Annotated in this window: 12 protein-coding genes; 7 read left to right on the top strand and 5 right to left on the bottom strand. The window is 68.1% G+C overall.

From position 1 onward, the window contains the following. Nucleotides 1–65: 65 nt before the first annotated feature. Nucleotides 66–1,259 (bottom strand): MFS transporter, encoded by a 1,194-nt coding sequence (locus tag IPV08_RS09550; protein WP_207411672.1) that lies wholly within the window; start codon nt 1,257–1,259, stop codon nt 66–68. Between the two features lie 168 nt (nt 1,260–1,427). On the opposite strand from IPV08_RS09550, the gene IPV08_RS09555 reads away from it, so the two are divergent. Beyond that, entirely contained in the window at nt 1,428–2,504 is a 1,077-nt protein-coding gene (locus IPV08_RS09555) for a hypothetical protein (protein WP_207411673.1), read from the top strand. Nucleotides 2,505–2,556: 52 nt separating this feature from the next. Further along, nucleotides 2,557–2,997 (top strand): DUF1489 domain-containing protein, encoded by a 441-nt coding sequence (locus IPV08_RS09560; RefSeq protein WP_207411674.1) that lies wholly within the window; start codon nt 2,557–2,559, stop codon nt 2,995–2,997. A 64-nt stretch (nt 2,998–3,061) separates the two neighbouring features. Here IPV08_RS09560 and IPV08_RS09565 read toward each other — a convergent pair whose 3' ends face one another. Continuing rightward, the gene (locus tag IPV08_RS09565; protein WP_207411675.1) at nt 3,062–11,251 is read right to left on the bottom strand and encodes a hypothetical protein; all 8,190 of its coding nucleotides are present in this window, start codon (nt 11,249–11,251) and stop codon (nt 3,062–3,064) included. 292 nt (nt 11,252–11,543) lie between these two features. On the opposite strand from IPV08_RS09565, the gene IPV08_RS09570 reads away from it, so the two are divergent. Both IPV08_RS09570 and IPV08_RS09575 read left to right on the top strand, forming a co-directional pair. Then, a complete protein-coding gene (locus IPV08_RS09570; RefSeq protein WP_348646103.1) occupies nt 11,544–11,870 on the top strand; it encodes an Hpt domain-containing protein in 327 nt (108 codons plus the stop codon). A 158-nt stretch (nt 11,871–12,028) separates the two neighbouring features. Further along, nucleotides 12,029–12,349, top strand: a complete 321-nt coding sequence (locus tag IPV08_RS09575; RefSeq protein ID WP_056426135.1) for a 2Fe-2S iron-sulfur cluster-binding protein — start codon at nt 12,029–12,031, stop codon at nt 12,347–12,349. On the opposite strand, the gene IPV08_RS09580 is transcribed toward IPV08_RS09575, so the two are convergent. Together IPV08_RS09580 and IPV08_RS09585 are read right to left on the bottom strand one after the other, a co-directional pair. Beyond that, nucleotides 12,327–12,779, bottom strand: a complete 453-nt coding sequence (locus IPV08_RS09580; protein WP_207411676.1) for a VOC family protein — start codon at nt 12,777–12,779, stop codon at nt 12,327–12,329. The two genes, IPV08_RS09575 and IPV08_RS09580, sit on opposite strands and share 23 nt — an antisense overlap. After that, nucleotides 12,776–13,951, bottom strand: coding sequence for a VWA domain-containing protein (locus tag IPV08_RS09585; RefSeq protein WP_207411677.1), 1,176 nt, complete (start codon nt 13,949–13,951; stop codon nt 12,776–12,778). The genes IPV08_RS09580 and IPV08_RS09585 overlap by 4 nt, the downstream gene beginning before the upstream one ends. A 311-nt stretch (nt 13,952–14,262) precedes the next feature. Between IPV08_RS09585 and IPV08_RS09590 the strand changes: the two genes are divergently transcribed. Next, the gene (locus IPV08_RS09590; protein ID WP_207411678.1) at nt 14,263–14,721 is read left to right on the top strand and encodes a hypothetical protein; all 459 of its coding nucleotides are present in this window, start codon (nt 14,263–14,265) and stop codon (nt 14,719–14,721) included. Nucleotides 14,722–14,953: 232 nt separating this feature from the next. On the opposite strand, the gene IPV08_RS09595 is transcribed toward IPV08_RS09590, so the two are convergent. Continuing rightward, entirely contained in the window at nt 14,954–16,807 is a 1,854-nt protein-coding gene (locus tag IPV08_RS09595) for a cation:proton antiporter (RefSeq protein WP_207411679.1), read from the bottom strand. Between the two features lie 363 nt (nt 16,808–17,170). On the opposite strand from IPV08_RS09595, the gene IPV08_RS09600 reads away from it, so the two are divergent. Together IPV08_RS09600 and IPV08_RS09605 are read left to right on the top strand one after the other, a co-directional pair. Further along, nucleotides 17,171–18,373: an ATPase gene (locus tag IPV08_RS09600; RefSeq protein ID WP_207411680.1), complete on the top strand. Its 1,203-nt coding sequence runs from the start codon at nt 17,171–17,173 to the stop codon at nt 18,371–18,373. After that, nucleotides 18,370–19,014 (top strand): hypothetical protein, encoded by a 645-nt coding sequence (locus IPV08_RS09605; RefSeq protein ID WP_056149950.1) that lies wholly within the window; start codon nt 18,370–18,372, stop codon nt 19,012–19,014. The genes IPV08_RS09600 and IPV08_RS09605 overlap by 4 nt, the downstream gene beginning before the upstream one ends. Nucleotides 19,015–19,225 lie beyond the last annotated feature (211 nt).

Below are 19,225 nucleotides of genomic sequence, written 5' to 3' on the forward strand. Positions count from 1 at the left end.
GCAACTAAAACGCAGATCAAGGTTACGGATTGGTCAAGACCCGCGACAAGCGGCGGAGTGCTGACCTACAAACGGGGCGGTGTGAAGGGGGCAAGTGTCGCTGCTCTCGCGGAAAGTGACACGAGGCACAGGCCGGATAGGGCGAGCGGCGCCATCAGGGCGAAAGCGAGCGAGCCCCCGCCGGCCTGGTAGGCGACACCGCAGAGGATCGTCGCGCTCGCCGAGGCGCAGGCATTGACGGCGCTCGACATGCCCTGGGCCCGCCCCCGCGCCCCATCGGGCGCGAAGGCCGAGATCGCCGTCATGGCGCCGAGCTGAGTCGCCCCGAAGCTGAATGCGTGGAGGGTCTGCAGGAACAGGGCCGGGACGAGCTCGCCGCCGATCAGGGACAGGCCGACGACGCGTATGAGGGACGCGGCGGCGCCGAGGCCGATGAGCCGGAACGGCGTACGCCAATGGGCGGGCCAGCGCCCCACCGTGGCGAAGAAGACGATCTCGGCGGCGACACCCGTCGCCCAGAGCACGCCGATCCACGAGGACGAGATCCCGCTCGCCTGCCAATGGATGCTGCCGAAGGCGTAGGTCGCCGCGTGGCTCGCCTGGATGGTCGCCTGCGCGCCGATGCAGAGCCAGAGCACGCGGGGCAGCTTCGGGCGTGTGCCGGGCGCGATGCGCGGCTGCGCCACATGAGCTTCCACCGGGCTGGCGAAGATGGTGGCCGCGGCGACGAGGGCGAGGCCGGTGAGGAGGACCGGCACGGCGAGGCGTTCCCCCATGGCGCTGAGGGCCGCCCCCCCGAGCAGGCTGGCGATGAGGAAACCGATGGACCCCGCCATGCGGATACGGGCGTAGTCGAGCCGCTTGCTGTGCCGTACGGCGGCCAGGGTGAGGTAGTCGATGGTCGGCACCAGTGGCGCTCCGGCCGCCGCGTTCACGGCGACGAGCACAGCGAGGATGGGCCAGCCGATGGCGGCACCGGCGGGCATCAGCGCATAGGTCGCCGCCACCGCCACGCTGCCGACCAGCAGGAGACGGCGCGCGGCCACGCCCCGGTCGATCAGCCCCACGAGGGGAGCCGTGGCGATGATCTTCATGGCGATGGGCAGCGCCAGGAGGGCGCCGATGATCCGCGCATCGAGGCCGAGCGCCTTCAGCCAGACCGGCATGAACGGCATGGCGATGCCGATTTCGACGAAGACGACGGCATAGAGCAGCGACAGACGCGTCGCGTTCGGCTCCGTCGGAGAGGATTGAGACAAGGGGGACCGCTCGATCGAGGGGCGAAGCGACCTCAAGCCGAAGCGTTGCCGGCCGCTGACGATGATTCGACCCGTAAAGGGGGCGTTAAAACCATCGTGTCAATCTACTGGTGCTGGTACCCGCGACTTCGCGCAACGGCGCGAGGCACCATCGAGGACACGAGTTCTATGTCTGTCATGCGTTCGCTCACCCCGGTCGATGAGTCGGAATACGACCGTATCGAAGCGGCGATGAGCGAGAGCGAACGCGGCCGCTGGTTCCTCGCCGAATATACCAGGCGCAACCGCAGTGCCGATACGGACATGCTGCTCGGCGCCATCTCGCGCCTGGAAAGCGCGGTGACGGCGGATCGCCCCTCCGACCGGGAAACCGAGCGGGTCGGACGCATGCGCGGCGACCTGATGGACATGGCCCACGCCATCGCCAGAACCAAAGCCGAGATCGCGGCGATCAGCACCGTGGATCAGGACCATAGCCGCCTGGGCATCGCCTCCGTCGCCCTCGACGCCATCGTCCGGGCCACCGAGCGCGCGACGTCGGACATCCTCGGCGCTGCGGAGGAAGTCCAGGAGACCGCTTGGACGATGCGCGAAACCGGCGCGGATGCGACGATTTGCGACGTGCTCGACCGCCGGGCGACGGAAATCTACACCGCCTGCTCGTTCCAGGATCTGACGGCGCAGCGCACGGCCCGGATCATCCATACCCTGCGCTATCTCGAAGAGCGCCTCGCGGCGATGATCGCGATCTGGGGCGGCGAGGTCGAGGCGATCCCGCCGGCGCCGGGCTCGACGGCGGCGACTGTCGCCCAGGACCTCGACCAGAGCGATGTGGACCGGTTCATCGACATGAATTCCGGGCGATCGGAGAGTGTTCGGGAAGCGAAGGACGACGTGACCGGGGAGATGGAGGCCGTCGTCGAAGAGCAGGCGGAAGAGCCGGTGAGCCCGGACATGCCGCTTTCCTCCGCCACGGAGACGGCGGACGAAGAGGCTCCGTTCACCGAGCCGCACGCATCCGAGGCGGGCGAGAATGTTGTCGCCGAGGACACCGTCGCCGAGGAAGCTATCGCCGAGGACACGAGCGAGCCTTTCGACGACGAGCCGGCCGACGATGTAGTTTCTGACGACGAGAGCACCGAGGACCGGACGACGTCACCGGCTTCCGAGAAAACCGACATCGCCACGGCTTTCGCCGATATCGACGGCCTGAGCGAGAAAGAGAAACTCGCCCTGTTTTCCTGAGCGGGACGAATGCCACGCGCGCATCGTCGACGGCACTGATAAGAGGGCCGTCATGGCCCTTCACCTCCTGAAGCTCTGCGTCGGACCCGCGACGATCGAGGACCTCGAACAACGCATCGCCCGCAACCGGGACGACGCGTTGCAGGCGGGGCGCGACCCGTCCACGTTCCACGTGACCCGAATGGTGCCCAAACGTGCCTCGGCCATTGCCGGGCAGGGCTCGATCTACTGGGTCATCAAGGGCACGCTGTGCTGCCGCCAGGCCATCACGGCCATCGAGCCCTTCACCGATACGGACGGCGTCGGCCGCTGTCGCCTCGTCCTCGATTCGGTCGTGGTCCCGGTCAATCCGCGCCCATGCCGGCCCTTCCAGGGCTGGCGCTACCTGACGGTACGGTCCGCGCCGGCCGATCTCGACATGCGTCGCGCCGACGGCCTCGCCGACATGCCCGAATCGCTGCGACGCGAGCTCTCCGTCCTCGGCCTCATCTGACCTTATTCACCCTCACCGTGATCCGGCGACGGAGCGGCGTCGGCCGCCCCGTCGCCGAAGGATGTCAGGCCCCTTCGAAGCGGCCGCTCGCATGGGCGAGCATCGTGTAGACCTTGCCCGTCTCCGAGGTGAGGTAGGCATCGGCACGACGCGAGTCGCGGTCGTTCTTAGAGACTTCGCCGAGGAGCCGCTCGAACTCGCCGACATAGCGGTCCACCGTGCGGCGGAACTCGGCATCGGCCGCGTAGCGCCGGCGGATCTCCTCGAAGGTCTGCCGACCCTGCGCGGTGTAGAGACGGCGATCGAACAGGTTCGGCTCACCGCGACGGTAGCGCTCCCACAATTCCACCGCCGTCTGATGTTCGATCATCTTGGCGATGTCGTTGGAGATCGTCTCGAGGGCGGTTCGGCTGCGGTCGACGGCAGCGCCCTTGCCCGCTTCCAGTTTCGCGGAACCGGCCTTGGCGGGCTCCGCCTTGTTGGAGCCGGCCTTGGTCGCGTCCGGCTTGGCCTGACCGTTGGGACCGGCGGCCGCGTTCGCCGGATCGGCCCCATCCGTGTCGTCGTCGAGGGAGGCGCGCGTCAGCAGGTCCGACAGCCAGCCGCGATTGTCGCGTCCCGACGGGGCACCCGCACGCGCAGTCTCGCCGGGACGTAGGGCGGGCTGGTTGCCGGCACGGGCCGCCGGGGCGGAGACGATCGTCATCTGCTGGGTCGGGCGAGCGTCGGACGACTTGTCCTCGCGGGCCTTCGGCTCGGAGGGCTTTGCGGCGACCGGTGGCGCGACCGGGTTGGCCCCATTCTGCTTCGGCTTGGCCGGAGCGGGTTCCGAGACCTGCGCGTCCTGTTGCTTGGCGGGCTGGACGTCCGCCTTGCGCGGGGCAGGGGCCACCGCCTCGGTCACGTCCACGCTGCGCCGCGAGCGGGAGACGAGCGAGGACAGCTCGTTCAGCGCCTTGATCTGGTCGGAGACGACCCGACGCATCTCGCTGGTGGCTTCCTGGGTCTCCCGCGGGATTTCCAGAACGCCGCGCTGCAGGTCCGCCCGCGTCGCTTCGAGTTCGCGACGGATCTCCGCCGCCATCTCGCGCATCCCCGCCACCGAGTCGCCGAAGCGGCCGGCCGCGCTCTCGAACACCGTCATCATCTGCTCGGATGCGCCGGAGATCGCCGTGCGAACAGCGGTCGCCGTCCGCTCGCCTTCGCTGCCCGCATCCTTGCGCAGGCCTTCGAAGGCTCCGGTCACACTGGCGCCCGCGCTTTGCGCCGCATCGGACAGGCTGCTGGCGATGCCGCGCGCCCGCTCCTCGGCGGAGCGAAGGGTCTCGGCCATCTGCGTGTCGAACCGCGCGGTCTGCTCCTCGAGGACGCCCGACCGCGCCTCGATGCGGGTCAGCACCTCTTCCACCGCCTTGTCGCGGCTGGCGAGAAGATCGACGAGGCGCGTCTCGACGGTTTCCAGAGAGCCGGCCGCGTTGGTGAGCGTGCCGGAATGAGCGCGGGCGATCTCGGTGAGCGAGGTCCCGCGGGCATCGAGCGAGGCGGCGAGGTCGGCCGCATCGCGCAGGGCGCCCTCGGCGACGGCCTTCAGCTGGTCGACCTGTTCGGCGACGCTTCTGCTGGCGCGCTCCGTCTCGGTGCCGATGGCGGAGAGCGTCGCCTGCACCTGCTCGACCCGACCCGACAGGCCGTTCTCGATGGCGCCGAGATTTTCTCCGGCATCGGTGACGAGTTCGCGCAGGGCCGAATTCGCCCCCTCGACCCGGTCCAAGACGCCAGCGAGTTCGCTGCGGAGACGATCGCTCGCCTCGTTGAGGCTCGCCAGCGCACGGGAGGCGCCACCGTCGATGGCTGCCAGCAGGGCATTCCTGGACGCCTCGGATTGTTCGGCGAGGTCCCGAACACGATCACGCAAGGTGTCGGCGAGGGGCTTAGCGCTCTCGTCGAGGATACGCGCGATCTCCTGATTGCGCTCGCCCAGGGAGGCGACGAGCTGGGAGGCCGGCCCCTCGACGATCTCGCGGAGGCGCTCGGAATGCGTCGCCATCGCCTCGACCATATGGGTGCCGCGCGTGTCGATCGTCTCCACGATCGATCCCCCACGCTCCTCGATCGCGCGGGTAATGGTCTCCGCGCTCTCGGCGAGCCGGCGGGCCAGGGACTGCCCGCGCGCCTCGATCAGAGAGGCCAGGGCGGTCGAGCGGCGATCGAAGCCGGCGACCATGTCCTGGTTGCGCCCGTCGATCAGCGCGGCCACGGCTTCGTTGCGCTGGTCCAGAGCCGTGGCGAGCGCATCGGCATGGGCCTGGGCGAGGGCGGCGTGGCGGTTCACCCGCTCGTCGAAGGCGGAGAGCATCGTCGCGCTGCGCTCGTCGACCAGGGCCGCATAGGCGTCCTGGCGGTCGTCGAAAGCGTTCGCGAGAGCATCGCCGCGGGACGCGACGAGGGAGGCGAACACCTTCATCCGGCTGTCGATCCGGTTCGTGAAGGCCTCGCTGCGGGCATCCACGGCCTGGGTCAGGGCGGCGCCGTGGTTGTCGATCGCATGAGCGAAAGCGGTCGCACGGCTGTCCACGAGCTGGTCGAGGGCGCGCAGGCACTCGTCGAACAAAGCTGCGATGGCCTGCGTACGAGCATCGACCGACTGGGTCAGTGACTGGCCCTGATCGTCCACCGTGCGGGTGAACGCGCCGGTCCGGTCTTCGACGAGATCGGTGAGGGCACGCATCCGCGCGTCGAAGACATTCCCGATGGCCTGAGCGGTGGCCTCGACGGCCTGGCTGAGGGACGTGCCGCGATTGTCGATGGCCTGCGTCAGATCGGCGGCGCGGTTGTCCACGAGGTGGTCGAGGGCGCGCAGGCGCTCGTCGAAGACGGTCGCGATCGACTGGGCGGTGGCCTCGACGGCCTGGCTCAGGGAGATGCCGCGATTGTCGATGGTCTGCGTCAGATCGGCGGCGCGGTTGTCCACGAGATGGTCGAGGGCACGCAGGCGCTCGTCGAAGACGGTGCCGATGGCCTGGGCACCGGCCTCGACGGCCTGGGTCAGAGACGTGCCCTGATGCTCGATGGTACGGGCGAACGCCGCCGCGCGGTCGTCCACCAGGGTGTCGAGGGCGCGCAGGCGCTCGTCGAACAGCGTCCCCATGGACTGGGTGCGATCGTCCACCGCCTGGTACAGGGTGCTGCCCTGCATCTCCATGGTACGGGCGAATTCCGCTGTCCGGTTCTCCACGAGGGCGTTGAGCTCGCCCAGGCGCTCGTCGAAGAGGGCGCGCAGGGAGCCTGTGCGGTCGTCGAGGGACCGGGTGAGGTGTCCGCCGCGCTCGTCCACCGTCTGGGCGAAGTCCGCCGTCCTGTTCTCCACGAGGGCGTTGAGCTCGCCCAGGCGCTCGTCGAAGAGAGCGCGCAGGGAGCCGGTGCGGTCGTCGAGGGACCGGGTGAGGCTGCCGCCGCGCTCGTCCACCGTATGGATGAGTTGCGTGGCGTGGTTCTCGATCAGCTCGTCGAGGGCGCGCAGGCGCTCGTCGAACAGCGTGCTCAGCATGGCCGTGCCGGCATCGACCGAGCGGGTCAGGACGGAGCCCTTCGTGTCCAGCGTGTGCACGAAATCGGCCGAACGGTTCGCCACGAGGGTGTCGAGGGCCTGCATGCGGTCGTCGAACAGGGCGCCCATCGCGTGGGTCCGGTCGTCGACGGTCTGCGTGAGGGCCGTACCCTTGGTGTCGATGGTCCGGGCGAAATCGGCCGAACGCTCCGCCACGAGGGCGTCGAGCGCCTGCATGCGGTCGTCGAACAGGGCACCCATTGCGTGGGTCCGGTCGTCGACGGTCTGCGTGAGGGCCGTGCCCTTGGTGTCGATGGTGCGGACGAGTTCGGCCGCGCGGTTCTCCACCAGATCGTCGATCGCCCGCAGGCGCTCGTCGAACAGGGCGCTCAGAGCGTGGGTGCGCGCATCGACCCGGTCGGTGAGGGCTTCGGCACGGCTGTCCACCAGGCCGTCGAGGGCGGTGAGGATGTCGTCGAACAAGGTCCGCAGCCCGTGGGTGCGGGCTTCCACCGATTCCGCGATCCTGGCGCCGCGACCGTCCACGAGTTCGTCCAGGGCTCCGATGCGCTGGTCGAACAGCGCGACGAGGTCGCGGGTCCGGGCTTCCACCGCGCCGGCCGCGCCGCCGAGGCTGGCTTCGATCGTGTCGACGAAGGTCCGGCCATGCTGGCCGAGCGAATCGTGCAACGGAGCCAGCCGGTCCTCGAAGCTGCTGGCGAGCACCTGGGAATGATCGTCCAGCATGGTCCGGATCTCGTTGGTCCGGTTGTCCAGGAGCTGGTGGACGGTGCGCACGCCCTCGTCGAGCAGACTGCCGATATCGGTGGTCCGCGTCTGGAGGGTGGAGCCGAGGCGGCCTTCGCCTTCGCTGAGCAGACGGTCCGCATCGGCGACGACGTCGCGCAGGCGGGCGATGATGGTGTCGCCGCGCTGTTCCAGAAGCTCCGCAAGGGAGGAGCCGCCGCGATCGAACAGCTGCGCCAGCTCGGTGATACGGGTGCCGAGGGCGCCGAAGACCACGCGTCCCTTCTCGTCGAGCTCCTGGCCCATGGCGGCCGTGCGCTCGTCGATGAGGGCGGCCAAGGCTTCCGCGCGGTGCGAGAAGGACGAGCGGATCGCCTCCGCCTGTCCGGCCAGAGCCTCGTTGGCATGGCCCGTCCGGCTCTCGATCATCTCGACGAGCTCGCGGGTCCGGTTGGCGAGATCCTCGTCCACGGCGCGGGTGCGGCTCTCGATGAGGCGGATCGCTTCGAAGGCCTGGGAGCCGAAGGTCTCGTCGATCAGGCGGCTGCGCTCTTCCAGCGCGGCGGCGATGGTGTCGAGACGCCCGACCACGCTGGTGTCGAAGCGGCCGACGCCCTCTTCGATGCGGCGGGACAGGTCGGTCGCCTGCTGCTCGAAGCGCTCGGCGATCTCGGTGGAGCGGCTGCCGAGGGTATCGCCCAGGGCCAGGCTGCGGCTGGCGATGTCCTGCGCCATGCCGTCGGCGCGGGCATCGAGGGTCTGGACGAGATCGCGGCTACCCTCGACCATGATGCGCGCCATCTCGCCGGTGCGCAGGATCAGGGCCTCGTTGAGGGCGGTGGCGCGAGAGCCGAGCTGCCCGTCGATCTGGCTCACCAGATGGGTGAAGGTCTCGCCGATCTCGGCGGAGCGCTTCACGGAGCGTTCCTCGAGGGCGCCGAGCTGGCTCTCCACGGTCTCGCGGGCTTCGCGGGTGCGCTCGGCGATGGTGTCGGCGACCGCCTTGCCCTGCACCGTGATGACGCGGTCCATCTCCTGCAGCTGGCCGGTGACGGTCTCGCTGAGGGTGGAGGTGTCGCGGGCGATGCGGTCGGCGAGGATATCGCCGCGCGCAATCGTCTCCTGGAGCGCCGCGAGGCGGTCGTTGAGCACGGTGTCGATGGCCTTGGCGCGGCTTTCCGTCGTGTCGGCGAAGGTGGCGCCGCTCTGCGCGAGGGCGTCGCTGACGCGGGCGCTCTGGGCGGTCACCGCCAGAACGATCTCGCGGCCGGTATTGGCGAGCTGGCCATGCGCCTCTTCGGCATGGGTGGTGATGAGGTCGGTGAGGCCACGGCTATGCGTGCCGAAGGAAGCCTCGACATCCTTGATCCGGGCGGCGAGTTCGCCGCCGACATTCTCGGCGGCCCGGGCGATCGCGCCCGTCGCCTCGGTGGCGCGGCTGACCAGGGTCTGGTCGATCTCGGACAGGGTGCGGCGCAGGGCCTCCATCGCGTCCTGGGCGCGTCCTCCCACTTCGCCGCTGAGGCCGCTGGCGGCCTGCTGGAGGAGCTGGGCGGCTTCCTGTGTGCGGGCGGCGAGCTCGGCAGAGGTGGCGGACAGCCGCTGTTCGAAGATCTGCACTGCTTCGACCGTGCGGGCTTCGAGTTCGCCGGTGGCGCTCGCCGAGGAACGCCGCAGGGCCTGGGCGGCTTCCGCCGTGCTGGCGCCGAGGCTCACCGTGGTCTCTTCCGCGCTGCGGCGGAAGATGTCGGCGGCCTCGCTGGTCCGCGAGCCGATCTCGCTGGCCAGGGTGTCGAGGACGGCGCGCAGGCTCTCGATCGCGGTGCCGGACTGGGAATCGAAGGTGCTGCCGAGAACCCCGAAGGCTCCGGTCAGGGTTAGGGTCGCGTCCTCGACGCGCTGGGTGACGAGACCGCCGACCTGCTCGCCGGCCTTGGTCAGGCGGCGGATGCTGGCATTGACCACGGAGGCCGTATCCTCGCCGCTGCTGCGGAGCGCGGCCGCTGCCTCGGCCGACCGGGTGTCGATCTCGCCGTTGAGGCCCGCCACGGTGCCCCGGAGGTTCTCCACCGTGCCCATGGCCCGGGTTTCGAAATGGGTGCCGAGGGCCGCCAGGGCCGCATCCATCGCCCGAGCGGCCTCCTCGGCGCGCTGGGTGACGAGGTCTCCCACGCGCTCCCCGGCGGAGGTCAGGTTGCTCTCGAGCGAGCCGCCCTGGACGGTGAGGGTTTCGTGCAGGCGGTTGGCCACCGTATCGATGCGCTCGGCCAGAAGACCGGCGCGATCGTCGATCCCGCTGCCGGCGGTCTCGATCGACCGGATGAGATCGTCGCGCAGGGCCGTGGTCCGGGCCGCGAACGTCTCGACGATTCCCTCGGATGCCTGGGCCAGACCCGCCTGCGCCTCGCGGGTACGGGTTTCGATGGTCTCGGATACGCCGCTGCCGGCAGCTTCGATCTCAGCGCGAAGGGCCGCGCCCCGAGCGGCGATGTCGTCGGTGATGGTGGCGCCCGTGGCGGCGAAATGCTCGCGGAGCGCCGTGCCGGTCTCGGCGAACCGGGCGGTGATCTGGCCGCCGGTATTGGAGAAGGTCGTGGTCAGTTCGGTGCCGCGTGCGAGGAACGTGTTCTCGAGGCCGCGCGCGGATTCCTCGAAGGTCTGGCGAACTTCGCTGCCCTGGCGGTTCAGGCTCTCGATCACCTCCATGCCGGTCTGGGCGAGGGTGCGGGCGACCTGGCCGGCATTGTCGGCCAGCGTCGCGGTCAGCATGCCGCCGGTCCGCTCGAAAGCGAGGGTGACGTCCGCCGCGCGGCTTTCCAGGGATTGCGTCAGGGTGTTGCCGACTTCGGTCAGGCTGCTGCGCACACCTTCGCTGGTGCTGGCGAGGCGCTGCACCAGGTCGTCGCCACGGTCGGTGACGAGGCCGACCACGCGGTCGCCGGCTTCTCCGAGGGCCGCCGTGATGGCGTCGCCACGGTTGCCGAGCGCCGAAGTGATGGCGTCGCCGCGCGCGTCGAGGGCACCGGTCACCCGTTCGCCAGCGCCGGTCACCGCCGCGACGATGCGTTCTGCCGCGCCATCGAGCTCCTGGGTCAGGTTCTGGTGCGACCCGGTGATCGCGCCGCGAACGCGCTCCGCATTGGCGACGATGGATTCGCGCTGAGCGACGAGCTCGTCGACCAGGGAGCGGATGCGGATCTCGTTGTCGGAATAGGCCCGCTCCAGGGTGGCGATCTCGCCGCGGACCAGGGTTTCCAGCTCGCCGGCACGGGCGAGCGCCCGCTCGACGCCGTCGCCCACGGCCGCGACCTCGCGGCGGACCGTCTGCGACATGGTGAGGACGGCATCGGTGGAGAAGTTCTCGGGTTCGGCGAGGCGGATCGCGACTTCGCCGACGGCGCGGGCCACGAGGCGCATCTCCTGCGCACGGACGGCGAGCATCGCCATGATCGCGAACAGGACGATGGGGCCGACGATGGCGGTGGCGCCGACGGCGGCCTGAAGCGCCGTCATCCCGGCGAAGAAGCCCTTCAGCTCACCCCCCGACTGGTTCCAGGCGAGGGCGAGGAGGGCGGCGAACCAGACAGCGGAGACGATCGCGGCGACGATGTAGGGCGTGCCGGACGGCCGCACGCGCAGGGTCTGCTGCAGGATGCCGATGTTCTGGCGGTCGTCATTGGCCACCATGGAGCGGTCCGGCGGCAGCAGACCTCCTTCGCGGCGCGGCCGGTTGCGGTCCGGCGGCGGCAGGTCGGAAGCGAGTGGCTGGTCGAGATCGAGGCGAGGGGGCGCGAGGCGGCCACCCTGCTCGCTCAGCAGATCGTTGTCGCCCACATCGGGAAGCCGCGGCTCGACCCGGGGCTCCGCCGCCTGCGTCGAGGGGAAGTCCAGGTTGAGGGCCTGCTCGATGGCGGAAAGAGCCGCCTCGGCCGGGTCCTTGAGCTTCTTTTCCGTGGCCATTCAACGCCTCGTTACGCAGATCGTCGAAGCCGGCCGCACCCGGTGATCGACGACATTTTTACCAATTTACCAAGGAAGTTTAGACCTCGGCGCGAGACCCGGATACCCGAGTGGATCGAACCGTCCAAAAAACCTTAACGGAATGGTTACCAAGCTTGGCGCCGGTTTCATTCCGTCGGCATTCTGCATGATGCCCCAAGGCTTAAACGGAAGCGAACGATCTCGGCCGCTCCTGTGGATAGACTGGTCGAGTCGGGCCCGATCGCCCGGTTCGGTTAAGGCGAGGAGACCCGTGACCCCTCTGATTGACCATGCCTACCTCTCCGAACAAACATTCGGCGACGTCGACCTCGCCCGTGAATTGCTCGGGCTCTTCGCCGGCCAGTGCCGCCGGCTGATGCCCGGAATCGCCGACGCGGATCTCGATCCGGACCGGCGGGCCGACCTCGCCCATACGCTCAAGGGCTCGGCCCTCGGCATCGGCGCCGCGCCGGTCGCCGACCTCGCGACGTCGATCGAGGACCGCCTGCGCGGGGGGAGGGATGTTCCGGCGGAGACGGTCGCCCGCCTCGACGAGGCGGTGACGGCCACCCTGGCGGAAATCGACGCACTTGGCTGATCTTGCCACGCTTGGAGGGAACGGGACGGCATCTGCGACGTAAGCGCAGGAATGTGGGGCGATAGGTCCGGTGACGCTTGCATTCGATGGGCCGCGCCTTCAAGGCAGTCGCGCTGCACAACCGGCCACAGACGTGTTGTCCGAGCCTGGAGTCTTTGATGCCCAAGATCACCTACGTCGACCATGCTGGTACGGCCAGGACCGTGGAAGCCGACGTAGGATCGACCGTCATGGAAGCGGCGATCCGCAACAATGTGCCGGGCATCGATGCCGAATGCGGTGGCGCCTGCGCCTGCGCCACCTGTCACGTCTATGTCGATGCCGATTGGGTCGATGCGGTCGGGCCGGCCGAACCGATGGAGCAGGACATGCTCGATTTCGCTTCCGACGTGCGTGCGACGTCCCGCCTGTGCTGCCAGATTCGGATCAAGCCCGAACTCGACGGGCTGAAGGTCATCACGCCGGCTCGCCAAGGCTGAGCGGACGACGACCGAGGCTTTCGCTGAAGCGCAGCAGATACTCGTCGGGATCCTGAACCAGGAATTGCCTGACGCCGACTTCCGTCTCACCGACCCGGTACCAGGCCTCGTGGGCTGGCCGGAACAGAGGCCAGGGCACGGCGTCCAGGGCCGTCAGGATCGGATCGAGAGCGTCCACCGCGATCTGGAAGTTGATCCCGCGACCGAGCGGAGGTTCCAGGGGGCCCGTCTGCCAGTTCCCGTTGACGAGGTTGAGCATCACCTGTGCTCCACCCCGCTCGATATAGGCGAAGCCGTTCTCCGGCCGGGCATAGGCCACCGCGAACCCGAGCGCCCCGCACCAGAAGGCGAGCGAGGCGGGAAGGTCGCGGATGTCGAGTTCCGGAACGAGCGGGCTGAACCCGCCCTGGGGCATCCGGTCGTCCGTCATCTCACCAGGGACCGCATGGCGCCGTCGATCCCTTCGAGGTTCAGCGGGAACATCCTGTTCGCCACGATGCCACGGATCATGCCGATCGACTGGGTATAGGCCCAGTGTTCGGTGGGAACCGGGTTGAGCCAGACCGATTTCGGAAATCGTTCCAGCACCCGCTCCAGCCAGACCTGGCCCGTCTCCTCGTTCCAATGCTCCACGGAGCCACCCTGCATGACGATCTCGTAGGGGCTCATGGAGGCGTCGCCGACGAAGACGACGCGGTAATCGGCCGGATAGGTACGCAGGACGTCTAAAAGCGGGATCGCCTCGTCGTGGCGCCGGCGGTTCTCCTTCCACACGCGCTCGTAGGGGCAATTGTGGAAGTAGAAATGCTCCACATGCTTGAATTCGGCGCGGGCGGCGGAGAACAGTTCCTCCGCCAGGGCGATGTGCCAGTCCATCGAGCCGCCGACATCGAGGAAGAGCAGCAGCTTCACGGCATTGCGCCGCTCCGGCCGGTGGCGAACATCGAGATAGCCCTTGTTGGCGGTCTCGCGGATGGTGCCGTCGAGATCGAACTCCTCGGCCGCGCCGGTGCGGGCGAAGCGCCGCAGGCGGCGCAGGGCGACCCGCATGTTACGCGTTCCGAGCTCGACGCTGTCGTCGAGATCTCTGAATTCGCGCTTGTCCCACACCTTCACCGCGCGAAAATTCCGGTTGCCGTCCTGGCCGATGCGGATGCCTTCGGGGTTGTAGCCATAGGCGCCGAACGGTGAGGTTCCCCCGGTGCCGATCCACTTGTTGCCGCCCTGATGGCGTTCCTTCTGCTCGGCGAGCCGCTGTTTCAGCGTCTCGAACAGCTTGTCCCATCCGAGCGCCTTGAGCTCCGCCTTCTCGGCATCGGTGAGGTACTTCTCCGCCAGCTTGCGGAGCCATTCCTCGGGGATCGCCGTCGATTCCGTGGCCTCGCCCAGGGTCTCGATGCCCTTGAACACGGTGCCGAAGACCCGGTCGAACCGGTCGAGATGGCGCTCGTCCTTCACCAGGGCCGCGCGGGCGAGAAGATAGAATTCTTCCACGCTCTTGTCCGCGAGGTCGCGGTCCAGGGCGTCGAGCAGCATGAGATGCTCCCGCAACGTGACGGGAACCTTGGCATCGCGCAGGGCCGTGAAGAAATGCAGCAGCATGGGCGGAGAACGCGCGATCCCGGCGCTCGGGTCAAGGCCACATCCGCATCGGTGGGAGCGCGTCCCGGTGCCACGGTTCGTGGGCCGATGTCGTGAGCCGGATAACGGAAATAATGTTGAATTCAGTAGGATATGCGGCGCGCTTTCGTCGTTCGGCATCGACGAAGCTGGGTATAAGTCGGGAATTCTGTTGATATCGCCGCAAACTGTGTTCGTTGCACCTTCAACACTGTCATTGGAATCAAACAGCTGAGAGGCAGAGTGAACGTCAAGTCAGGGCCGGGGTATTTGGCAGAGTAAGGGTGGACGTTATGGCGCTCGTCTTGCGCTCCTTGAGTGATTTCAAGCGGTTTCTGGCGAAACCGGGCGCGACGATTCAGATCGTGAGGAACACCTTCATCGAGCGCCAGCCAGCCTCGTTCCAAGAAGCCTATCGCCAGAAGGGCATGTACGAACCGCGCACTGTCCAGGCGATCTCGAAGAAGGCGGCGGTCTTCGCCATCAAGGGCCATCCCTCGACGGTCTGGCTCTATTGGGACAAGGGCACGCGCAACTGGCGCTATTCCGGCGACACCCTGGCGGTCCCGCTCAATACCGGCGTCGGCCCGCCCGATGAAATCATCTATCGCTGTAGCTTCTCACCGGGATCGGAGCCGAAGGCTCGCGCTCCCGCTCGTCCCCGCGCCAAATCCAGCGATCCGGCGCCGGCGGCGCCGACGGATCAGCCGAAGCCGACCATGCCCGAGCGCGGACAGGGCCGCCTGTTCTGATCCCTTACCGTACCGCTCGCCCCAAGCACGATTCCTGACCGACCAGCCCGCATTGCCCAGTCAGCACCATGTCTTCGACCAACGTCGATAGCTGAGGCTACTTCGCTTTCAGGCCATCGCAAGAGCATTCGTTGGTCGATCGGCCGAATTTCAGACGCGCGTTAGAATTATCCACTACTTCGACGTAAGTGGCGCGGCGGTTCGTATGGAACGATACGCTTCGCCAGATCAATCAGGCGCTCTTTGCGGGTTGCTCTTCTTTCGACGGTGCTTCCCGAGCTTCCATCATCTTTCCTGCCTCGAGGTTCTTGCCCACGGTCCGCCGCGCGCGGAAAGCCGGCCTGACCTCGGTCTCCTTGCGCTTGAGCATGGCGCGGTACTCGTCGCGCCGCTCGTGGATCGAGGCGATGACGAGGCCCATGGGGACGCCCACATCCACCAGTACGGCTTCCGAAAGCTGCAGGGACGCTTCGATGGTCTCGGGCACGGCGTCGTCGACGCCCAGTTCGTAGAGCGCCGTGGCGTGACGGGCGTCGCGGGCGCGGGCGACGATGGTGATGTCGCGGCGCTCCGCGCGCGCCGCCTCCACCACGGCCTCCACCGCCCTCGGGTTGTCGAGGGTGACGACCAGGGCGCGGGCATTGGCGATGTCGCAGCGCCGCAGCAGTTCCGGGTTGGAGGAATCGCCGAAATAGACCGGGTTGCCGAGGCGGCGGTGCTCGGAGACACGTGCCGCGTCCGCATCGAGGGCGAGATACGGGATCTTATGGCGGGCCAGCATCTCGCCGACCTGCCGTCCGACGCGGCCGTAGCCGGCGATGATGACGCGGTTCTGCTGCTTATCCGGCACCGGCTCGGCGCGGGCGCGACCGAGATTGGAGCGGGACATCCGCTTGCCGAGACGGCGCGCGAGGCTCGCCAGCCCTGGAATCGCGATCATCGTCACCGTCGTGACGATCAGCGCCGCCTGGCCGAGGCCATCCGGTACGAGCCCGCCCGCGATGGCGCCGCCGATGAGGACGAAGGCGAATTCGCCGCCGGGGCCGAGGAGAAGCGCGGCTTCCAGTGCGACACCGCGCTGGATGCGGAGGAACCGGGCCGCCACGAGGATCACCGCGCCCTTGATGAGGATCAGCCCGATGGACAGGCCGAGGATGGTTTTCGGCGCCGCCATCAGCTGGGCCGGGTCGAGGTTCATGCCCACGGAGACGAAGAAAACCCCGAGCAGCAGCCCCTTGAACGGGTCGATCGTCGCCTCGATCGCCCGGCGATACTCCGTCTCCGCCAGGAGCAGGCCCGCGACGAAGGCGCCGAGCGTCATCGAGAGGCCGCTCGCCGCCGCCGTCAGGGCGGTCGCCACGATGACGAGGAGGCAGGCGGCCATGAACAGTTCCGGCGAGCGGGTCCGGGCCACGAGCTGGAACAGGGGGCGCAGCGCGAGGCGGCCCGCCACCACGATGAGGACGAGGGCGATGGCCGCCTGTCCGAGCGCCAGGGCGAGCGCGCCGCCGACATCCGCCCCGTCACTGCGGCCGAGCACGGCGATGGCGAACAGCATCGGCGCCACGGCGAGATCCTGGAACAGCAGCACGGCGAAGCTGGCGCGGCCCGCGGGCGTGTTCAGACGCTTCTGTTCGGCCAGGACCGGCAGGACCACGGCGGTGGAGGACAGGGCGAGCGCCAGGCCGACGATGACGGAGGCGGCCAACGGCACTTCGAGGGCGAACAGGATGATGCCGATGACGAGGGAGGAGGCCAGCACCTGGGCCGATCCGAGCCCGAAGACGAGGCGGCGCAGGGTGCGGAGCCGCTCCCATGACAGCTCGACGCCGATCATGAACATCAGGAAGATCACGCCGAATTCGGCCAGATGCGCGATCTCGGACCGATTGCCGATGGTGAAGATCGACACCCATGGCACCGTGTCGGCCAGTCGCCCCAGGCCGAACGGCCCGAGGATCGCGCCCGCTCCGATGAAGCCCAGCACCGGACTGATGCGCAGCCGGTGGAACAGCGGCACCACCACGCCCGCGGTGACGAGAAAGATGATCGCTTCCTTGTAGGATCCGGCGTGAACGTCCGTCATCGAGCTGGGCAATCTCCCGAGGGTGGTGCGCGCGAAGGCCGGCCGAGACGGGGCGGCCGAAGTTCTGCACAGGGAACTCCGGCCGCGGGAATCGATCGGGTCGCCGGCAGCGAGGAGAGCATGCAAGCCCATGTACCGCCTGGGCAACCTGCTTTTTGCCGGCCCATGCGGATTTCATCCCTCGCCGCACTCAGCCATGCATGCGGGACGCGCTGGCGCGGAAGGGGTTTTGCGCTGCGATACGGAATGGCGCAAAAACGGCACAATGGCCGCATAGGGCGGAACTTAACGATCGGTTAAGCCCCAGCTTACCTCACGGTTTGTTGCGTCGTTCGTCGCGTTTTTTGAAGACACGAGTGCCTCATGCGAAAGTCGCCGCCCAACCGGGATGTTCAGCGCGAACGACGTGACTGGATCCGTGAGTCCGAGCGCTGGACGCACGAGCGCCATCTCGAGAAGGGCTACCGGATCAAGTGGGGCTATGTCGGGATCGCGTATCTCGTCGAGTTCATGGTCATCGGCGCGTCCCTCTGGGGCGCTTGGCTGTTCGCCGGGGTCTACAGCGACGGGGACGACAAGGCCTTCTACTTCATGCTCCTCGCGCCGCTGGTCTACGCGGCGGTGGAGCTCTGCCGCGTGCCGCTGGGCATCCTGGCCCGCACGCAGCGCTCCTACTTCATCCGGGCGCTGGCAATCGTCGGCATCATCTTCGCCGCAGGCGTCACCACCAAGTCGGTGTCGCAGCTCGGCGAGATGATGTTCCACCCGCGCCTCATGGATGCGGCCAAGGCCAAGACCGCCCTCAAGGACGCGCAGGCCGACCGCTCGACCATCGACAACCGCATCGCCGCCGCCGATGCCCGTGTGGCCCAGTACACGACGGAACTCGACCAGATCGAGAAGCGCGCCGCCGAGAATGCGAGCCAGCTTTCGGCCTTGCCCGCCCAGCGCTGTGAGCGCGTCTCGGGCACCAACAGCAAGGGCCAGCGCTATTCCAACCTGAAATGCGTCACCGATCCGCGCACCGCCACCCTCAATGCCAGTGTCGGCAAGGCCGGCGCCGACCGGGCGGTGGTGACGAAATCCCTCGAAGAGGCCCGCAAGGCGCGGGCCGAACTCGACCGTGGCGTGGCCGAGCGCAAGGTCGCCGATGCCGAGCAGGCTTATCGCAATTCGGTGAACCGCTCGCAGCTCCACTCCTTCACCGCCATGGTCTACGGCGTCGATCCGATCGACGTGACGGACGCGCAGGTCCACGCGTTCCTGCGCATCTTCGTGTTCGTGCCGGCCCTCTGCGCCGCCTTCGCCTCGACGATCCTGGCGCTCTGCGCGGTCTCGGTGCGCAAGACCTTCATGGACGAGGACGATCTCGGCGCGGCCGTGAACCTCGAGGCGACGCCCTACATGCTCGACTCGATCACCGATTCCATTCGCCAGGAGATGGGCCTAGCGCCGCCCAAGCCCGTGCGCGACGTGACGCCAACGGGTGAGGTGATCCCGCTGGACCGCCGCACCGCGCCCAATATCCACATCCCGCCCGCGGCTAATGCGGGAGCCGGCGCATGAGCATCCACGCATCGGGGACGCCGGAAAACGTCGTCCTGGCCCAGAGCGTCAACGGCCGGCTCCGGGCCGAGACGAGGATCACCGCCGCGCGCGCCTTCCTGTTCCGGGCCATCGGGGCGGGTGCTTTCGCGGCGCTCGCCGGCATCGGCATCGGCGCGGCGTCCTATGGCTACGCCTACATGAACCAGTTCGACTCGGCGGCGGAGAAGATCGCCGCCGCCATGCAGGCCGCGCTGTCCGACGTGACGCTGAAGACCAAGGGTGAGGTGACGCTCACCGACAACGTCCTGAAGCTGGAAGGCGGCCCCGTCCGCTCCTCCCCGTCGCCGACCCAGGCCCAGCTCGGCAAGGACGCCGCCCCCGCCTCGAAGGCCACGGTGAACACCACCTTCACGGTGTTCAAACAGGTCCCCTACATGGACGGCCAGATCGTCACCGGCTGGAACTTCCGCGCCAATGAAGAGGTGCCGTTCCAGCAATATTGCTACTTCTCCCGCCGGACCAACGAGGCCAAGGGCCAGGTCGAGATGAAGATCGATCTCGCCATGGACGGCAAGGTTCTGCCGCAACCGCAGAAATCCGACGTGAACCTCGCGATCCTGGCCTCGAACTGCGTGTGGAGCGACGGGAAGTCGCTCTGAGGCAGAGTTCCGAATCCAGGGTAAGGAAGGGCGGAACGACTTTGAGTAACCCGCGCCGTCATTCCGGGGCCGCATCGCGGAGCCCGGAATCCAGAGCCTCCACGCAGGCTCGATAGACCACGTTCGGTGGTTCTGGATTCCGGGCTCGCCTATGGCGACCCGGAATGACGATGCGGGGATCGAAATCGGGTTGGACCTTCTCGCAGATCGG

The sequence above is a fragment of the Methylobacterium sp. SD274 genome (assembly GCF_017355285.1).
Lineage (GTDB): Bacteria > Pseudomonadota > Alphaproteobacteria > Rhizobiales > Beijerinckiaceae > Methylobacterium.

Coding starts and splice junctions, on each gene's coding strand:
- IPV08_RS09565 (WP_207411675.1), bottom strand. CDS start 11,251: ATGGCCACGGAAAAGAAGCTCAAGGACCCGGCCGAGGCGGCTCTTTCC.
- IPV08_RS09605 (WP_056149950.1), top strand. CDS start 18,370: ATGAGCATCCACGCATCGGGGACGCCGGAAAACGTCGTCCTGGCCCAG.
- IPV08_RS09595 (WP_207411679.1), bottom strand. CDS start 16,807: ATGACGGACGTTCACGCCGGATCCTACAAGGAAGCGATCATCTTTCTC.
- IPV08_RS09560 (WP_207411674.1), top strand. CDS start 2,557: ATGGCCCTTCACCTCCTGAAGCTCTGCGTCGGACCCGCGACGATCGAG.
- IPV08_RS09580 (WP_207411676.1), bottom strand. CDS start 12,779: ATGACGGACGACCGGATGCCCCAGGGCGGGTTCAGCCCGCTCGTTCCG.
- IPV08_RS09585 (WP_207411677.1), bottom strand. CDS start 13,951: ATGCTGCTGCATTTCTTCACGGCCCTGCGCGATGCCAAGGTTCCCGTC.
- IPV08_RS09575 (WP_056426135.1), top strand. CDS start 12,029: ATGCCCAAGATCACCTACGTCGACCATGCTGGTACGGCCAGGACCGTG.
- IPV08_RS09600 (WP_207411680.1), top strand. CDS start 17,171: ATGCGAAAGTCGCCGCCCAACCGGGATGTTCAGCGCGAACGACGTGAC.
- IPV08_RS09555 (WP_207411673.1), top strand. CDS start 1,428: ATGTCTGTCATGCGTTCGCTCACCCCGGTCGATGAGTCGGAATACGAC.
- IPV08_RS09590 (WP_207411678.1), top strand. CDS start 14,263: ATGGCGCTCGTCTTGCGCTCCTTGAGTGATTTCAAGCGGTTTCTGGCG.